Genomic DNA, 16,548 nt, shown 5'->3' on the forward strand with positions numbered 1-16,548 from the left:
TCAAATAATCAAAAAAGATAAAAAAATCAAACCATTAAGGTTTTTGTTGTATAATTTCAAGCAATAATATCGGTTACCTAGGAGCGAAATATCAAAAATTTCTTTTTTTATTTTCTAAAATTTTTCCCTTTTTTGTTGCTTTCTCCACTTTTTGGGCGCGAAATTACAAGTGCTTGGGCGGTAAATGCTGGGAATCTCAATCCGCATCTCTATTCACCCAATCAAATGTATGCCCAAATTATGCTTTATCAATCTTTAGTGCGTTTTGATGGTGAAAAGTTTATAGGCGAAGTTGCTAAATCCTGGGAAGTCTCTAAAGATGGCAAAACTTACACTTTTTTTCTCAAAGATGATCTTGTATTTTCTGATGGTAGTCCGCTTGATGCCTATGCAATAGAGATGAATTTCAAAGCCATTTTAGAGAATAAAACACGACATTTGTGGCTTGGAATCACACAAAAAATTGCCTATGCTAAAGCACTTGATTCCAAAACTTTTGAACTCAAACTCACAACTCCCTATACTGCCACTCTAAACGAGCTTAGTCTCCCACGCCCCTTTAGATTTATCGCACCAAGTGCAATGATCAATAATTCAACCAAAAATGGCATAAAAGCTCCCATTGGAAGTGGTGCTTGGGTGTTAAAAGAAAGTAAATTAGGATCTTATGATATTTTTGCTCCAAACCCTCATTTTCAAGGCAAGAAACCTGAAATTTCAAAACTCACAATGAAAATCCTACCCGACCCAAACTCTAGAATCTTAGCCTTTGAAAGTGGTGCATTGGATATTTTAGTGGGCAAAGATTCACTTTCGCGTGAAAATTTCTTACGCCTTAGCAAAAACCCCAAATACCAAACCATCACTTCTAACCCTCAAGGCACTTTTCACCTTGTTATTAATGCTAATAATCAGCGCCCCACTCACGATATTAATTTGCGTCAAGCTATATTAGAATCCATTAATCGCCAAGTGATTTTAGAAAAGATTCTCCTTCAAATTGACAAACCAGCCTATAATCTTTTTAACCCTCAATTGGAATTTTGTAGCACACAGCCACAAACTCCCACTTTTAACCCAAAAAGCGCTCAAGACCACCTCCTAAAAAGCACCTACAGGCAAGAAGCTCTTAATCTTATCTATATCGCAAACAATCCCGTTCAAAAAACAATTGCCGAAGCTATTCAAAATGATTTAAACAAAATTGGAATCAAAATCAAGCTCAATGCCACAGAGCCAATTTACTTTTTCCAAAGACAAAAAAATGGTGATTTTGACTTGATCTTTAATGAAACTTGGGGGAATCCTTATGACCCACATTCTTTTATTGCTTCAATGTTAGCCCCATCTCACGCTGATTTTGCTGCACAAAAAGACTTAAATTCGCGCAAAGAAATAGAAGCACTTATTAATACTATCCTTAACCAAACTAATCCCAAGATTCTCCAAACAAACTACACAAAATTATTTAATCTCTTACACCAAAGCGCGATTTATCTTCCTTTTAGCTATGGAGTGGTGCTTGGAATTTACAACAAAGAGCGCATCAAGTCTTATCAAATGGGTGCTATGGAAACAGAATTTCTATTTGAAAATATGGAATTTTAATGCTTCTATTTCTTTGCAAAAGAATCTTACTTTTAATTCCTATTTTATTAGCCGTTTCTTTTATCGTCTTTGGAATCTTACGCCTAAGTCCTATTGATCCTGCTTTTGCCTACCTTACACAATCCCAGATTCCACCCACCAAAGAAGCCCTAGAAGCCACTCGAATCGAGCTTGGTTTGAATCTACCTTTTTTTGAGCAATATTTTCTTTGGCTAAAAAATCTCTTAAACTTAGATTTTGGAATCTCCTATGTTACTAAACGCCCCGTGCTAGAAGATATTCTATATTATCTCCCCACTACTCTAAATTTAGCTTTGCTTTCTATGCTTGTTGTAATATTTTTTGGGGTTTTCTTAGGTATGCTTGGTGCAGTCAAAAAAGGAAGTTGGGCAGATAAAAGCTTGAGTATTTTTGCTTTTTTTGGCGTATCAATACCAAGCTTTTGGTTTGGATTTTTGCTAATCTATCTCTTTACTTTAAAGCTAGGGATTCTCTCTCCCTATGATGATTTTTCACTCAAAAGTTATATTCTCCCTGTCATCACCCTAAGCCTAATGTCTATTGCCATTAATATGCGCTTAGTGCGTGTAAGCTATCTAGAGCACCAAAGCCAAAGAAGCGTGTTATATGCTTATGCGAGAAATCTACCTAAACAAACCATTCAAAAACACATCTTAAAAAATTCCCTACTCCCCATTATTACTTCCTTTGGTATGCATTTTGGAGAGATTTTAGGTGGAGCAGTGGTTGTGGAGATTCTCTTTGGCTTACCTGGCTTTGGACGATATGCAGTGAGTGCAATTTACAGCCATGATTACCCAGTGATTCAAGCCTTTATGATTGTTATGGTGGTTATTTTTGTATTTTTAAATCTCTTAGTAGATATTCTCCTTGCCTATCTTAATCCAAAAATCCGCTATGAGAATGCCTAATGCGCTTAAAAATTGCTCTTTTTCTTGCTTTGTGTTGGATTTTTGTTGCTCTCTTTGCGCCTTGGATTTTTCCTTATGACCCTACTCTTGGAGATTTAGAGCAGAAATTCCTATCTCCTTCTGCGCAACATTGGCTAGGCACAGATCATTTAGGTAGAGATATTTTAAGCCGTTTGGGCTATGGAGCTAGAATCTCCCTTTTTAGTGTTTTTGTGATTTCTTTACTAATTGCTTTGAGTTCTTTTATTATTGGTATTATTGCTGGATATAAGGGTGGTTTTATTGATAGCGTTTTAATGCGGATTTGCGATGTATTTTTGACTTTTCCTACTTTTATTTTAGCGCTTTTTTTCATTGCCATTTTTGGGGTTGGAATCACCAATGTTATTTTAGCCATTGTGCTTACGCATTGGGCTTGGTATGCTAGAATGATAAGAAGTATCACGCTTGAAGCAAAAACCCAAAACCATATTCAAGCTGCCAAAATGCTTGGAGGTAATGATTTTATGATTATCATAAAACACATTTTGCCTGTGGTATTTTTACAAATGATTATTCTTATTACACTTGATTTTGGGCATATGCTTTTACATATTTCAGGACTTTCTTTTTTGGGACTTGGTGTGCAAGCACCTATGCCTGAATGGGGAGTGATGATTCAAGATTCTGCGCCTTATATTATGGAACATCCTATTTTAATGCTTTATCCAGGGCTTTGCATTTTTATTTCTGTGGCTATTTTTAACACTTTAGGGGAAGCCTTAAGAGATAAATATTCGCTCCAAATGGAAAAACAATGATAAGACTTCAAGATTTTAACCTTTTTTCTAACAAAAAACAAATATTGCACCACCTAAATCTAAATCTCAAAAATAACCAAAGAGTCGCTCTCTTAGGCGAGAGTGGAAGCGGAAAAAGTCTTCTAGCAAGGGCTATTTTAGGACTTTTACCCCAAGACTTTACAAGCTCTGGCACTCTCCAAAGTGATGAAAAATTTGGAGTAATCTTGCAAAATCCTGCAAGTTGCTTTGATTCAATTTTTACTTTAAGGCAACATTTTTTAGAAACACTCAAAGCTCACCATCTAAGCGCTTTAAAAGAAGATTCTTGGGGGCTAAAGGAGGTGGGATTAACTCAAGATATTTTAGATTCTTATCCTTTTGAACTAAGTGGCGGAACACTTCAGCGATTAATGATTGCACTTAGTATTTGCATTCAACCTAGCTTTATTATCGCAGATGAAATGACAAGCAATTTAGACTGCTTAGGCACACTGAAAATCTCTACTCTCTTGCTTTCTTTGCAAAAAAAAATGGGTTTTGGACTGCTTTTTATCACTCATGACCTTTCATTAGCAGCCAAAATGGCAGAAACAATCATCGTGCTTCATCAAGGAACAATTATTGAACAAGGGCATAAGAATCAAATTTTAACCAACCCAAAGCACCAAAAAACACAAGAGTTGTTAAGAGAGAATCAAAAACTTCTAAACACACCTTGGGGGGATTTTCGTGGAAAAATTACTTGAAGTCAAAAACCTAACTCAAAGCTACAAAAAAGGGAATTTTTTTTCTCAATCAAAACAAGAGGTGATTTTAGAAAATATTAACTTCTCGCTAACACAAGGAAAGAATCTAGGCATATTAGGCGAAAATGGTGCTGGAAAATCAAGCTTGGTGAGAATCTTGCTAGGATTAGAAAAGGCTAAGAGCGGAGAAGTTAAGATTTTGGGCAAAAAATATTTTGAAGGTTCAGATCAAGAGATTCGCCAAAATATACAAGGTATCTTTCAAGATCCTCAAAGCTCTCTTAATCCCAGATGGGGTGCAAGAGAATGTATTTTAGAGGGATTAAAAAATTATCATCGCATTACAAACAAAAAACAACAAAGCGAGGAATTAGCAAAGTTTGTAGAAATAAATCCCCTTGATCTTGATAAAAAAAGTCTCTATTTTAGCGGTGGTGAGCAACAAAGAATCGCTATTGCACGCGCCATAGCCCTAAAACCTAAAATTCTCATTTTAGATGAAGCTTTTTCTAATCTTGATGCGCATTTACAAATGCAAATGATAGAGAATCTCAAAAAAATTCAACAAGATTTCGCTCTAACTTTGATTGTTATCTCCCATGATTTAAGGGTTATTTTGCAGTTATGTCAAGAAATTATTTTGCTTAAAAAAGGAAAAATTATATTCCAAGCCTCTAAGCAAGAAGGCATTCAAGATGCAATTTTGCGTGATAAAACGGGTGTTTTTAGAGAGTTTTTAGAAGCAAGTTTTCAAAATACCTTTTTGCAAGTGGAATTATGATATAATGAGCTCTATTTTCTAAGGCAAAGGACTAAAATGGGACCAAGTGTTCAGCAATTATTAATCATTTTGTTAATTATTATTGTGTTATTTGGAGCTAAGAAGATTCCAGATTTAGCAAAGGGTTTGGGTTCAGGTATCAAGAACTTCAAAAAAGCAATCAAAGAAGATGAAGAAAATGCAGACATCAAGACTACAGAAGCCAAACCAGACAAAATTCAAAATGATTCTAACATAAAAGAAACAACCGCTTCCACAAACCAAAACGAAACTACAAAAGTTTAACAAATGTATTATAAAATTAAAAAAATTGTCGATGAGACGCTTGGAATTACAAGTGTTTTAGAGCAACCTCGCGATAAGAAGTTTGGGCATTTTGCCCTGCCGACTTTTAGTTTGGCAAAAAGCCTTAAGAAATCCCCCCAAGATATTGCCCAAGATTTTGCAAAAAAGCTTGAATTGCTACCAGAAATCTCTAGCCTCAATGTTGTTGGTGGCTATGTTAATTTTTTCTTAAGTGATTTATTTTTGGAGCAATGCACACAAGATTTCTTAAAACCAAAACAAAAAAATGGAGAAAAAATCCTCTTAGAATATGTAAGTGCCAATCCCACAGGACCTTTGCATATTGGACACGCAAGGGGAGCGATTCTAGGCGATAGCTTATGCAAAATTGGGCGGCATTTGGGTTACTCTATTACAACAGAATATTACATTAATGATGCAGGCTCACAGATTGAAAACCTAGGAAAATCCATTTATTTTGCAGGAAAACACTTATTTTTGGGTGATTCTTATGAATTACCAGAGGGTTGCTATAAAGGCGAATATATTTTGGATTTAGCTAAAGAGGCAAAAGAATGCTTTGGGGTAGAATGTTTTAAAAGTGAAGAATTTATTGAAAAATTAAGCCTTTTTGGCAAAGACAAAATGCTAGAAGAGATCAAAAGCAATCTTGCAGAAGCAGGAATTGTGTTTGATAATTTTGTTAGTGAAAAAGAGCTTTATAAGCAATGGAATGACACACTAAAATCCCTAGAATCACACCATGGCATCTATGAGCAAGAAGGTAAAATTTGGATCAAATCCACAGAGTTTGGCGATGAAAAGGATCGCGTTGTTGTGCGCGAAAATGGTGAGCCAACTTATCTAGCAGGAGATATTATCTATCATAAAAACAAGTTTGAACGCAAATTTGATAGATATATCAATATTTGGGGCGCCGACCATCACGGATATATTCAACGAGTAAAAGCTGCAGTTGAATTTTTGGGCTACAATAGCAATCAACTAGAAATTTTACTCTCCCAAATGGTCGCTTTACTAAAGGGTGGAGAATCTTATAAAATGAGCAAAAGAGCGGGTAATTTTATCTTAATGAAAGACATTATAGAAGATGTTGGTTCAGATGCACTGCGTTTGATTTTTTTAAGTAAAAGAGCCGATACGCATTTGGAATTTGATATTGAAGATCTAAAAAAGCAAGATTCATCCAATCCTGTTTATTATATTAATTACGCACACGCTAGGATTCACACACTTTTTGCAAAATCCAATCACACCTTAGAAACATTACAAAAAAACTTTAGCAATCTTAGTGAATCTTTGCGAGATTTGCTTGTTTTGGCACTCAATCTCTCAAAAACACTTGAAGATTCTTTTATCCAAAGAAATCCCCAAAAAGTCGTAGAGTATTTACGCACTCTCTCAAGTGAGTTTCATCGATTCTACAATGAAGAAAAAATTCTTAATACTCCCAATGAACAGACAATTCTAAGTGTCTTAAGCGTTGTTGCACAATCGCTTAATGCTGGATTAGATTTACTTGGAGTTAAAGCCAAAAAAAGTATGTAAAGGAAAACAATGAATAAAGCTGTTATCTTCCCTGGACAAGGTTGTCAAAGCATCGGAATGGGAAAAAGCCTTTTTGAAAATAGTCAAGAAGTAAGGGAGCTTTTTGAAAAAGCAAGCGACCTTTTAAAAGAGGATATGCAAAAACTTTGCTTTGAAGAAAACGATAAACTTAATCTTACGCGCTACACACAACCTGCTATTTTGCTTGTAAGCTATAGCGTTTTTCATCTTATTAAACCCAAAATAAATGGAGAAATCAACCTAGCATTAGGACATTCTTTAGGCGAATTTAGTGCACTTTGTGCAAGTGGTGCCCTAAGCTTTGAAGAGGCTATAAAGCTGGTAAGCCAACGCGGAAACCTTATGGAAGAATCTTGCAAAAAGCAACAAGCAGGAATGATGGTAGTGCTAGGCTTGGAAGATTCTACGCTTGAAGAGCTTTGTGATAAAAAACGCAATGTAGGCTTAAAAGTCTGGTGTGCTAATTACAATGGTGATGGGCAAATGGTTTTAGCAGGTAGCAAAGAAGACTTGTTAGAGCTTGAAGTAGAACTAAAAGGGCTTGGCGCTAAAAGAGCCTTAATGTTACCAATGTCTGTTGCTAGCCATTGCCCTATTTTGGAAAATATGTGCAAAGAATTTGAAATGCTTTTAGAGAAGACTTTGCAAGAATCATTTGCATTCTCGATTGTCTCTAATGTTACTGCGCGTCCTTATAACACGAAAAATCAAGCTTTAGATCTGCTTTCTAAGCAATTAATTTCGCCCGTGCTTTATAAGCAATCCATTAGAGAAAATGATTCTGCAGTAAATCTCTTTATCGAGTGTGGAGGAAATGTTCTTAAAGGCTTAAACAAACGCCTAACGCAAAAAGAAACACTTTCTTTGCAAACTTATGATGAAATCCAAAATTTCTTACAAAAGGATTAATAAATGACAATTGGCATTTTAGGAGCTATGCAAGAGGAAATCTCTCCTCTTTTAGAGCATTACAAAACTTATGAAACCATAGCTTTTGGAGGCAATACTTTCTATAAAGTCTCCCTTAGCAATAAAACGCTCATTATCGCGTGCAGTCGCATTGGCAAAGTGCATTCTAGCTTGAGCGCAGCCACAATGATTCTGTATTTTGGTTGTGATAAAATAATCTTTAATGGCGTAGCAGGCGGAATCAATCCAAGCTACAAAATTGGCGATTTAGTCATTGGTGAAAAACTCTGCCAACACGATGTAGATATTACAATCTTTGGGCATCCTTTTGGGTATTTTTCTGATAGCAAAATTTTCACACAAACCGATGAAACACTCAATGAGCTTGCTAAAGAAGTTGCCAAAGATTTAAACATTACCATTCATCAAGGAACCATTGCAACTGGCGATCAATTCATTAGCAACAAAGAGAAAAAAGAGTGGATAAAAAATGAATTTAACGCTGATGCAATTGAAATGGAAGGAGCAAGTGTAGCTGTGGTTTGCGATAATCTCAACACACCCCTTTGTGTGATTCGCGCTATTTCTGATAATGCTGGCGATGAAGCACTTATTAGCTATGAGGAATTTTTAGAACATTCCGCCAAACAAAGTGCATCACTTGTCATAAAAATGATTGAAAAAATTAACTAAGGAGGGAATTATGCGTCTTATTTTAGTGCGTCATGCAAAAGCAGAGGATAGGGAACAATGGAAAGGGGAAGATGATTTAAAGCGCCCACTTACACAAAAAGGCAAAAAACAAGCCAAAAAAATAGCCAAATATCTTTACAAGCGCTATCCTGAAGTAGATGCAGTTATTTCTTCTTTAGCTTTACGTGCTTGTGATACTGCAAAATATATTGCCAAACTCCAAAAAAATAGCACTTTTTTTCTAAGCCCACATCTAAACCCAGAAGTTGGCATTGAAGGCTACACTAAGCATCAAAATGAGATTGAAGAGGATTGGCAAACTCTTGTAGTTGTTGGGCACGAACCTGCTATTAGCGAATTTGTCAAAAGTATCTGCTCTAAGGGCAATTTGAATATCAAAATCCATAAAGGTGGCGTTGTAGAGCTAGAGCACGAGGGCAATGAAGATTGGGCTTTGGTGGGATTGAGAAATTTTTAGGGAGGTAGATGAATGTTTGTAGGCTATCTCCCAGATATCATTAGCAAATTCAAAAAAAATGAAGTTTTGACAAAAGTTTTTGGCTATCTTTGGGAAGCGATTGATGAAGAAAGCGAAGTCTTTGCAAGAATCTCCAATCTCAAAGCAGGTGAAACCTTTGAAGTATATTTTGATGGGGGAGCCAAAGCCATAGAACAAGCTTATCTCACCAAAACTCCACAAGAAGCCTTTTATGAAAGCCACCAAGCAATGGTTGATTTCCAAATGCTAATTAATGGAAAAGAAATCTTCTTTGTCTCTCCACATAGCCTTTGCGAAATTAAAACACCTCTAGATTCCACAAAAGATCTCATTGAATATCATAAAAGCCCCTATACTTCAAGTATTTTGCTCTTTAGGGGGAATCTGGCTGTTTTTGAAAGCATCGATGTTCATGCGGGTGGAATTTCTGTTAATACAAGCGAACTTGTCCAAAAAGTTGTTGTTAAAATCCCCAAAGAACTTATTAAATTAAATTTCTAGCAGATTAGATTCAAATCTGCTATTCTTTCATTTTATATTATCTGACAAACTCACTGCCAATACCTGCGCTAGTAAAGAGCTCTAGAAGCAATGAATGCGGGATTCTTCCATCGATAATATGAGCTTTTTCGACACCATTTGTGATGCATTCTAAACAAGCCTCCACCTTAGGTATCATTCCTCCACTAATCACACCTTCATTAATTAGTTGCTTTGTTTCTTGCAGATTCAAGCTTTCGATGATATTTTTATTTGCATCTAAAACCCCTTGGGTATCTGTCAAGAAAATAGCCTTTTTGGCTTTGGTAGCAATGGCAATCGCACTTGCTGCGCTATCAGCATTGATATTAAACCCAGGGTGCCCAGATTCCCCTCCATAAGCAATAGGAGCAATCACTGGAATTAAGTTTTGTGCTAAGAGATTATCAATCACTTCGCCTTTAGTTGCAATAATCTCTCCAGTGTAGCCATATTTCCCATTTTCTTTTGGCTTAGCCAAAAACAATGAAGCGTCTTTCCCACTCATACCCAAAGCACTCACTCCGTGATGATTTAAAAATGAAGTAATTTCTTTATTTATCTCTCCACTTAACACCATTTCCACCACTTTTAGTGCTTCTGCGCTTGTTACTCTCACGCCATTGACAAATTCACTCTCTATCTTTAATGCCCCTAATAATTCATTAATCCTTTTTCCCCCACCATGCACAATAATAGGCTTAATGCCAAGCATATAAAGCAACACAATATCCATAGCAAATTGCTCTTTTAACTCAGGATTAATTTGTGCAGCACCCCCATATTTAATCACAATTTTTGAACCACGAAAAATTTTGATATAGGGAAGCGAATCAAGTAAAATAGAAACAATTTTAGAATAATTATGCATTATTTTCCTTTTTTCTAGTAAAATATTTATGAAATTATAACTCAAAAAAGGATTTCAAAATGCAAAATAATATTGTTTTTTTAGATGCTTTAAGTCTTGGCGAAAACAACCTAAGAGAAAGCTTACAAAGCATTGGAAATTACACAGAATACCCTACTACAAGCCCCAATGAAACTCTTAATCGTTGCAAAGGGGCTAACATTGTCTTAACAAATAAAGTAGTTTTAAACAAAGAAATCTTAACTGCCCTAAAAGATACTTTAAAACTAGTTTGTATCACTGCTACAGGGACCAATAATGTTGATTTGCAAACCGCTAAAGATTTAGGAATCGAAGTAAAAAATGTCACAGGTTATTCCACAAAAAGCGTTGCCCAGCACACTTTAATGATGGCATTGGCTTTGAGTGCAAAACTACCTTTTTATGATTCTTATTGCAAAAGTGGCACCTATGCTAAAAGCCCAATTTTTACAAACTTATCCACACCACTAGAATTACTAGATAATAAAAAATGGGGAATCATTGGGCTTGGGACTATCGGCTTAGAAGTAGCAAGACTAGCTGGTGCATTTGGCGCTAAAATAAGCTATTATTCCACAAGTGGCAAGAATCAAAACCCAAATTACCCTTGTATTGCCTTAGAATCTCTTCTTAAAGAGAGTGATGTTATCTCCATTCACGCACCGCTAAATCCCTCCACGCAGAATCTATTAAACAAAAACAATTTATCCCTTATTAAAGAGGGTGGAATCCTTATTAATGTAGGTAGGGGTGGAATCGTCAATGAACTTGAATTGGCAGAAGAAATGCAAAAGCGTAAAATTTATGCTGGATTTGATGTTTTTAGCCAAGAACCTATGGTAGAAAATCATCCATTTTTAAACCCTAAAATCGCCGATCAATTTATTCTCACTCCGCACAATGCTTGGGGCTATGAAACAAGCAAAGAAATCCTTATAAAAGGTGTAATAGACAATATTCAAAACTTTCTAAAGGCTTAATCTGCCTTTAGATAAGTCCCATTTTTTCTTTGGCTTCTTGATAGGTTTTTTGTGCGATTTCTCTAGCTGTCTGTGATCCTTTTTGCAAAATCCCTTGCAAATAGGCAAAATCACCAAAAAGCCTTTCATAAGATTCTCTAATAGGGCGCAATCCCTCAATTACGACCTCTGCCACTTTCATTTTTAATTCCCCATAACCTTTTCCCGCAAAAAACCTTTCAATTTCTTCTCTTGATTCTTTGCTAAAACATTGATAAATATTCAAAAGATTATAAACTCCCGCACGACTCTCATCAAAAGCAATAACACCCTCTGAATCAGTCGTTGCTTTTTTGAATTTTCTTACAATCTCATCAGGACTATCTAAAAGCGCGATTAAGTGGTTTGGCTTATCTCCTGAACTTTTACTCATCTTTTTTGTCGGATCATCTAGCCCCATAATTCTTGCACCCTCTTTTTGAATCAAAGGCTGTGGAACAACAAAAATCTCACCATAATCACGATTAAACCGCATTGCTGTATCACGCGCTAATTCAATGTGCTGCTTTTGATCCTCGCCCACAGGCACAAACTCACTTTTATAAAGCAAAATATCTGCACTCATCAAATTAGGATAATTAAAAAGCCCTGCAAAAATACTTTTTGGATTCTTTTGGCTTTTGTCCTTAAACTGCGTCATACGACTTAAATCACCCATAGGCGTAATACAAGTCAAAAGCCACGCCAAAGAGGTGTGTTCTTGAATCTCTGATTGAATAAAAAGTGTAGATTTCTGTGGATCAATACCACAAGCAAGTAGCATCGCACAAAGCTCAAAAGTTTTTTCGCGCAAAGTCTTTGGATTCTGTGGAATCGTGATGGCGTGTGAATTAACCACACAAAAAATATTTTCATATTCTTCTTGGCGATCCACCCAATTTTTCACTGCACCCAAATAATTCCCCAAATGAATATTTCCTGTTGGCTGAATCCCAGAAAAAACGCGCGGTTTCTTTGTGGTTACTTTGGTTTGCATAGCAATCAATCCTTCAAAAAGTGTAATTTAAAGTGTGAATTATAACAAAACTTAAACTTTTTTGTTAAAATTTTACCCAAAGAATCTCACAAAAGGAGCACGATTGAACTTAGCCAAACCAACACTCACAAAGCGAATCATTCCCTGCCTTGACATTAAAGATGGGCGCGTAGTTAAAGGCGTTAATTTCGTTGGTTTGCAAGATGCCGGAGATCCCATAGAAGTAGCAAAACGCTATAACGATGAAGGAGCAGATGAAATCACCTTTTTAGACATTACTGCCACTCACGAAGGGCGCAACACCACCATAGAAATGGTAAAGCGAGTTGCTAAAGAAATCTTTATCCCTCTAGCTGTGGGAGGCGGAATCTCTAGTTTAGAAGATATTTACAAGCTACTTAATGCAGGGTGCGATAAGGTTAGCCTAAACTCTTCTGCCATTGCAAATCCCAACTTCATCACACAAAGCGCAAAACGCTTTGGCTCACAATGTATTATCGTTGCCATAGATGCCAAGAAAAAAGCCACAGGAAAAGGCTGGGAGGTCTATACGCACGGCGGCAGAAAAAACACTGGAATCGACTTAGAAGAATGGGCGCTAGAAGCTTATAACAGGGGTGCAGGAGAGATTTTGCTTACGAGCATGGATTGTGATGGCACCAAAAATGGCTATGATTTAGCTCAACTCCAAAAAATCTCAAAATTAGTCCATATTCCACTTATTGCAAGTGGTGGCGCAGGAAGCAAGGAACATATTTTAGAAGCCTTTTTGAATGGAGCTGATGCGGCACTAGCTGCTTCAATTTTTCATTATCAAGAAATCCAAATCGCAGACTTAAAGCACTTCCTTAAATCCAAAGGCATTCCTGTAAGAATCTAGCACCAAAGCAATGCAAACCTTAGAATCACTTGGCTTATTTGGGCTTTTTTGCATTTGCTTCATTTCAAGTAGCCTTTATCCTTTGGGGTCTGAAGTTTTTGTTAGCTTTTTTGCGACTTTAGATTATCCTTTGTTTCTTGTGTGGAGTGTTGCTACCATTGGCAATACTTTAGGTTCGCTTAGCACTTATGCCATCGGCTATTGGGGAGAAAATTTTATTTTAGCAAAACACTTTACAAAACCAAAAAATTTTGAAAAATATCTCGTTTTTGTTGGCAAATATGGTTTTGTGGGGGCATTTTTTAGTTTTTTGCCCTTTTTGGGAGATATTTTTGCATTTGTTTTAGGGGCTACTCGCTACCCTTTTTTAAAAGCCACCTTTTTTATTTTTCTTGGCAAAGGCTTACGATATTATCTGTTAATCTACCTAACCAAAGTTTTTTCATAACACACAACAAGCTTTATTGCTATTTCTCTATATTTTTCAATGATTCCTTAAAAAAACACTATAATATAATTAAGAAAAAGTAGAAAGGAAAATTTATGGCAGGATTTCAATCACCAATAACAATTAATGAAGCAATGCAAAGAATAAAAAATAATGAATATTTGCTTCCAGCATTTCAAAGAGAGTATGTTTGGGAGCCTTGGCAGATAGAAGAACTATTTGATTCACTAATGCGAGGTTATCCTATAAGTTCTATGCTTTTTTGGAAAGTAAAAGATGAAAGCAAAACAGCTTGGAAATTTTATAGATTTTTAGAATATTATCGTGAGCGCTATCATACGCATAATGATTATTTTAACACCTCAAGTCATAAAGATTTTTATGCAATTTTAGATGGACAGCAAAGATTAACTTCTCTTTATCTTGCTCTTTTTGGAAATTATGATATTCATAGATCATATAATAAATGGGAAGATGATGATAGATATTTTAAAATTTGTCATTTTTATTTTAATCTTACTCAAAGTAAAAAACCAGAAAATGAAAATGTTGAATATGAATTTTTATGGCTTGATAAACTAGAAACAAAAGAGCAAAATATTTATATTGATAAATATCAGCAAAAATGGTTTAAGTGTCAGTATTTATATCAATATGATTCAGGAAGAGTAAGAAAAATAGCAAGAGAATTTAATTTAAACGAAAATGAAGAAGATAGATTAGATTTATTACACCAAAAGATATTTGATAAGAATTTAATTAATTTCTATTTAGAAGAAGAGCAAAATCCAGATAAAGCAGTTAATATTTTTATTAGAATCAATGCAAATGGTGAACCACTTGATTATTCTGATATTTTATTTAGTATTGCTATTGCAAATTGGAACAAAATTGATGCAAGAACAGAAATCAGTAATCTTGTAGATAAAATTAATGAAAATTTTGACATTTCTAAAGATTTAATACTTAAAGGATTTTTATATTTATTCCATAACAATATTAAATTTCAAATCAATAGTTTTGATAAAGACTTTATAGAATCTATAGAAGCTAAATGGGAGGGTATAAAAAATACTTTTATCGAAACATTTAGATTGCTTAGAAGTTTTGGATTTGAGTGGAGAACGCTTTCATCAAACAATGCTGTTTTGCCAATTTTATATTTTATTTACCACAAGGATTTAACAAATAGCATCGTAGATTCTGTCAAATGTAGTGAAAATCGAGCATTAATAAAAAAATGGTTGCTTAGAGCCATTATTTTAAAGCCTTTTGGTGGAAGTGGTGATGCGGTATTATCAAATACGCGTAAAGCTTTTGTTAAAAATTTTAAGCAAAATGGTAGTTTTTTCGATAGAGAAATAGAATTATTTCCATTAGAAGAAATTGAAAAAGAAGCAAGATACACACAACTCATAGATGAGGAGTATTTAGAAAACAATATCATAGAATGTCGCAAAAATAGTCCTGAAGCATTTGCTGTGTTATCTTTACTCTACCCAAATTTAGATTATAAAAATAATAATTTTCATAAAGACCATTTACATCCAGAATCCGCATACAAAGAATATGAAAAGCTTTACAAAGGTACAAATGATTGTATTTCTTTTGTCATTTATGATTCTTTACCAAATTTACAAATGCTTGATGCAAATGAAAATGAATCTAAAAGTAACAAGTCTTTAGAACAATGGGTAAATGAAAAATGTAATGGAAATAGAAAGGAGTTTTTAGAGAAACATTTAATTCCTAATGTGGATTTATCCCTTTCTAATTTCAACAACTTTTTTAAGGAACGCAAAGTATTAATTATTCAGAGACTAATGAAAATTTTGTAACTTTATGCAAAAATCTTTATTAATGCATTTGGTTAAAATAAAAGGCAAAATCTAGCTTTACGCTTCTGCCTTTTATTCTTAAAATCTTATTTATCACTCTATTATAATTACTTACAAAACTCTTTTTAAATCCAAATGATAGCTCTTTTGTATTTTTTTAATTCCCATAAGTAAGTTCTATCCAAAATATTTCAAAAATACAAAAAATGATTATTTTAATTATTTATAACAAAATAAAAAACATTTTACAAAATGTAAATTTTTGCCTATTTGTTTCTTAACATTTTTTAAAATAAATTTTAAAATAACATAAAAAAGGAGACAAACATGAACAATCTATTAAATGAAATCAAACATTTAGCTCAACAGGGCTTGGAGAAATCTTATTTTAAGGGATGAAAATTACAAGGAAATATTTCTACAAATTATGCTAAAGTCTGAAACCGCTATTGAAAAATTTTCACAATTATCCACAAGCCAAAAGCCTATTTATGAAAAAGTAAATTCATCGGTAAGAACTCACGATAGAATCGATGAGGCTAGAAAATCTAATATGTATTTAATTGCTTATTGTTTTAGCAGATTCGAGCACACTTCTTTATTTCCTCAATACAATCAAACTAAGTCTTTTGATATAGCCGCAGAGAAGCTAGGAGCGAAAAAGAATACTTTAAAAAAATTATAGAGATTACTTTGATACCAATAATGACAATGATAGAAAAGGATGGTGGCAAGCACCTTTACCAGATGATATGCAAAGATTCAAAGAGATTTATGATTTAAAAAACAAAGATGAAGTTATCGCAGAAGCTAGAAATATTTTAGAAATAAGATAAAGAGCAAAAAAATTATAATAATTTTGGATTGCAGTTAAAAGACAAAAAATACAATGTCAAACTTACAAGCCAAAAGAAGTTCAAAGCAAAATCTTAAGCAGATATACTTACAAAGAACTTCTATAGCTTGTTATAATGTCCTCAATGATATTCACAAGAATCAAATAGAAAGCTTACTAAATAAGATTATATATGTAATTCCTTATAATTCACCCATTACCAAACAATCATTAATTAAATATTTCAACGAAAAATATTAATATTAACATAAGGCAGTAAGAGTAATATCAAATATTAATAGTGCAATCTTAATGG

The 16,548-nt window shown here is 34.4% G+C and carries 18 protein-coding genes; 16 read left to right on the top strand and 2 right to left on the bottom strand.

The genetic code is table 11. The annotated features are described in order from the left end of the window. The first annotated feature begins 132 nt into the window (after window positions 1-132). Genes nikA through CCY98_RS03835 form a run of 11 tightly spaced genes read left to right on the top strand, consistent with a single transcriptional unit; the run spans window position 133 to window position 9,326 of the window. Entirely contained in the window at window positions 133-1,608 is a 1,476-nt protein-coding gene (nikA, locus tag CCY98_RS03785; RefSeq protein ID WP_258438509.1) for a nickel ABC transporter substrate-binding protein, read from the top strand. Continuing rightward, complete coding sequence (locus CCY98_RS03790) at window positions 1,608-2,540, top strand: ABC transporter permease subunit (protein ID WP_112057260.1); 933 nt, start codon at window positions 1,608-1,610, stop codon at window positions 2,538-2,540. The genes nikA and CCY98_RS03790 overlap by 1 nt, the downstream gene beginning before the upstream one ends. Then, window positions 2,540-3,340: a nickel ABC transporter permease subunit NikC gene (nikC, locus tag CCY98_RS03795; RefSeq protein WP_112057261.1), complete on the top strand. Its 801-nt coding sequence runs from the start codon at window positions 2,540-2,542 to the stop codon at window positions 3,338-3,340. Before CCY98_RS03790 ends, nikC begins: the two co-directional genes overlap by 1 nt. Then, window positions 3,337-4,068, top strand: coding sequence for an ATP-binding cassette domain-containing protein (locus tag CCY98_RS03800; protein WP_112057262.1), 732 nt, complete (start codon window positions 3,337-3,339; stop codon window positions 4,066-4,068). Before nikC ends, CCY98_RS03800 begins: the two co-directional genes overlap by 4 nt. Next, window positions 4,052-4,849: an ATP-binding cassette domain-containing protein gene (locus tag CCY98_RS03805; RefSeq protein WP_112057263.1), complete on the top strand. Its 798-nt coding sequence runs from the start codon at window positions 4,052-4,054 to the stop codon at window positions 4,847-4,849. The genes CCY98_RS03800 and CCY98_RS03805 overlap by 17 nt, the downstream gene beginning before the upstream one ends. Before the next feature lie 36 nt (window positions 4,850-4,885). After that, window positions 4,886-5,134, top strand: coding sequence for a twin-arginine translocase TatA/TatE family subunit (locus CCY98_RS03810; RefSeq protein ID WP_112057264.1), 249 nt, complete (start codon window positions 4,886-4,888; stop codon window positions 5,132-5,134). A gap of 3 nt (window positions 5,135-5,137) precedes the next feature. Further along, a complete protein-coding gene (argS, locus tag CCY98_RS03815) occupies window positions 5,138-6,703 on the top strand; it encodes an arginine--tRNA ligase (protein WP_112057265.1) in 1,566 nt (521 codons plus the stop codon). A gap of 9 nt (window positions 6,704-6,712) precedes the next feature. Further along, window positions 6,713-7,633 carry an ACP S-malonyltransferase gene (gene fabD, locus CCY98_RS03820; RefSeq protein WP_112057266.1) on the top strand — a complete coding sequence of 307 codons (921 nt, stop codon included), beginning with the start codon at window positions 6,713-6,715 and terminating at the stop codon, window positions 7,631-7,633. Between the two features lie 3 nt (window positions 7,634-7,636). Beyond that, window positions 7,637-8,326 carry a 5'-methylthioadenosine/adenosylhomocysteine nucleosidase gene (locus CCY98_RS03825; RefSeq protein ID WP_112057267.1) on the top strand — a complete coding sequence of 230 codons (690 nt, stop codon included), beginning with the start codon at window positions 7,637-7,639 and terminating at the stop codon, window positions 8,324-8,326. 10 nt (window positions 8,327-8,336) lie between these two features. Next, a complete protein-coding gene (gene sixA / locus CCY98_RS03830; RefSeq protein WP_112057268.1) occupies window positions 8,337-8,804 on the top strand; it encodes a phosphohistidine phosphatase SixA in 468 nt (155 codons plus the stop codon). A 12-nt stretch (window positions 8,805-8,816) separates the two neighbouring features. Next, complete coding sequence (locus tag CCY98_RS03835; RefSeq protein WP_112057269.1) at window positions 8,817-9,326, top strand: YhcH/YjgK/YiaL family protein; 510 nt, start codon at window positions 8,817-8,819, stop codon at window positions 9,324-9,326. Window positions 9,327-9,363: 37 nt separating this feature from the next. Here the strand turns inward: CCY98_RS03835 and argB are convergent, their stop codons facing one another. Next, window positions 9,364-10,215 carry an acetylglutamate kinase gene (gene argB / locus CCY98_RS03840; protein WP_112057270.1) on the bottom strand — a complete coding sequence of 284 codons (852 nt, stop codon included), beginning with the start codon at window positions 10,213-10,215 and terminating at the stop codon, window positions 9,364-9,366. A gap of 59 nt (window positions 10,216-10,274) precedes the next feature. Between argB and CCY98_RS03845 the strand changes: the two genes are divergently transcribed. Further along, the gene (locus tag CCY98_RS03845; protein ID WP_112057271.1) at window positions 10,275-11,216 is read left to right on the top strand and encodes a D-2-hydroxyacid dehydrogenase; all 942 of its coding nucleotides are present in this window, start codon (window positions 10,275-10,277) and stop codon (window positions 11,214-11,216) included. 7 nt (window positions 11,217-11,223) lie between these two features. On the opposite strand, the gene trpS is transcribed toward CCY98_RS03845, so the two are convergent. Continuing rightward, window positions 11,224-12,231, bottom strand: coding sequence for a tryptophan--tRNA ligase (gene trpS / locus CCY98_RS03850; protein WP_112057272.1), 1,008 nt, complete (start codon window positions 12,229-12,231; stop codon window positions 11,224-11,226). Between the two features lie 103 nt (window positions 12,232-12,334). Here trpS and hisF point away from each other — a divergent pair, with 103 nt between their 5' ends. From hisF to CCY98_RS03870, 4 genes are all read left to right on the top strand, one after another. Beyond that, window positions 12,335-13,111, top strand: coding sequence for an imidazole glycerol phosphate synthase subunit HisF (hisF, locus tag CCY98_RS03855; protein WP_112057273.1), 777 nt, complete (start codon window positions 12,335-12,337; stop codon window positions 13,109-13,111). 10 nt (window positions 13,112-13,121) lie between these two features. Continuing rightward, window positions 13,122-13,559: a YqaA family protein gene (locus CCY98_RS03860; RefSeq protein WP_112057274.1), complete on the top strand. Its 438-nt coding sequence runs from the start codon at window positions 13,122-13,124 to the stop codon at window positions 13,557-13,559. A 95-nt stretch (window positions 13,560-13,654) separates the two neighbouring features. Further along, window positions 13,655-15,397 carry a DUF262 domain-containing protein gene (locus CCY98_RS03865; RefSeq protein ID WP_112057275.1) on the top strand — a complete coding sequence of 581 codons (1,743 nt, stop codon included), beginning with the start codon at window positions 13,655-13,657 and terminating at the stop codon, window positions 15,395-15,397. 427 nt (window positions 15,398-15,824) lie between these two features. Then, window positions 15,825-16,082, top strand: coding sequence for a hypothetical protein (locus CCY98_RS03870; RefSeq protein WP_112057276.1), 258 nt, complete (start codon window positions 15,825-15,827; stop codon window positions 16,080-16,082). Window positions 16,083-16,548: the final 466 nt, after the last annotated feature.

Source organism: Helicobacter sp. 11-8110 (assembly GCF_003288905.1).
In the GTDB taxonomy this organism is placed as follows: Bacteria; Campylobacterota; Campylobacteria; order Campylobacterales; family Helicobacteraceae; genus Helicobacter_D; species Helicobacter_D colisuis.

What these genes read in the sequence shown, in the direction of transcription:
- CCY98_RS03790 (WP_112057260.1), top strand. Translation starts at nt 1,608, where the DNA reads ATGCTTCTATTTCTTTGCAAAAGAATCTTACTTTTAATTCCTATTTTA.
- nikC (WP_112057261.1), top strand. Translation starts at nt 2,540, where the DNA reads ATGCGCTTAAAAATTGCTCTTTTTCTTGCTTTGTGTTGGATTTTTGTT.
- CCY98_RS03800 (WP_112057262.1), top strand. Translation starts at nt 3,337, where the DNA reads ATGATAAGACTTCAAGATTTTAACCTTTTTTCTAACAAAAAACAAATA.
- CCY98_RS03810 (WP_112057264.1), top strand. Translation starts at nt 4,886, where the DNA reads ATGGGACCAAGTGTTCAGCAATTATTAATCATTTTGTTAATTATTATT.
- argS (WP_112057265.1), top strand. Translation starts at nt 5,138, where the DNA reads ATGTATTATAAAATTAAAAAAATTGTCGATGAGACGCTTGGAATTACA.
- fabD (WP_112057266.1), top strand. Translation starts at nt 6,713, where the DNA reads ATGAATAAAGCTGTTATCTTCCCTGGACAAGGTTGTCAAAGCATCGGA.
- CCY98_RS03825 (WP_112057267.1), top strand. Translation starts at nt 7,637, where the DNA reads ATGACAATTGGCATTTTAGGAGCTATGCAAGAGGAAATCTCTCCTCTT.
- sixA (WP_112057268.1), top strand. Translation starts at nt 8,337, where the DNA reads ATGCGTCTTATTTTAGTGCGTCATGCAAAAGCAGAGGATAGGGAACAA.
- CCY98_RS03835 (WP_112057269.1), top strand. Translation starts at nt 8,817, where the DNA reads ATGTTTGTAGGCTATCTCCCAGATATCATTAGCAAATTCAAAAAAAAT.
- argB (WP_112057270.1), bottom strand. Translation starts at nt 10,215, where the DNA reads ATGCATAATTATTCTAAAATTGTTTCTATTTTACTTGATTCGCTTCCC.
- CCY98_RS03845 (WP_112057271.1), top strand. Translation starts at nt 10,275, where the DNA reads ATGCAAAATAATATTGTTTTTTTAGATGCTTTAAGTCTTGGCGAAAAC.
- trpS (WP_112057272.1), bottom strand. Translation starts at nt 12,231, where the DNA reads ATGCAAACCAAAGTAACCACAAAGAAACCGCGCGTTTTTTCTGGGATT.
- CCY98_RS03860 (WP_112057274.1), top strand. Translation starts at nt 13,122, where the DNA reads ATGCAAACCTTAGAATCACTTGGCTTATTTGGGCTTTTTTGCATTTGC.
- CCY98_RS03865 (WP_112057275.1), top strand. Translation starts at nt 13,655, where the DNA reads ATGGCAGGATTTCAATCACCAATAACAATTAATGAAGCAATGCAAAGA.
- CCY98_RS03870 (WP_112057276.1), top strand. Translation starts at nt 15,825, where the DNA reads ATGCTAAAGTCTGAAACCGCTATTGAAAAATTTTCACAATTATCCACA.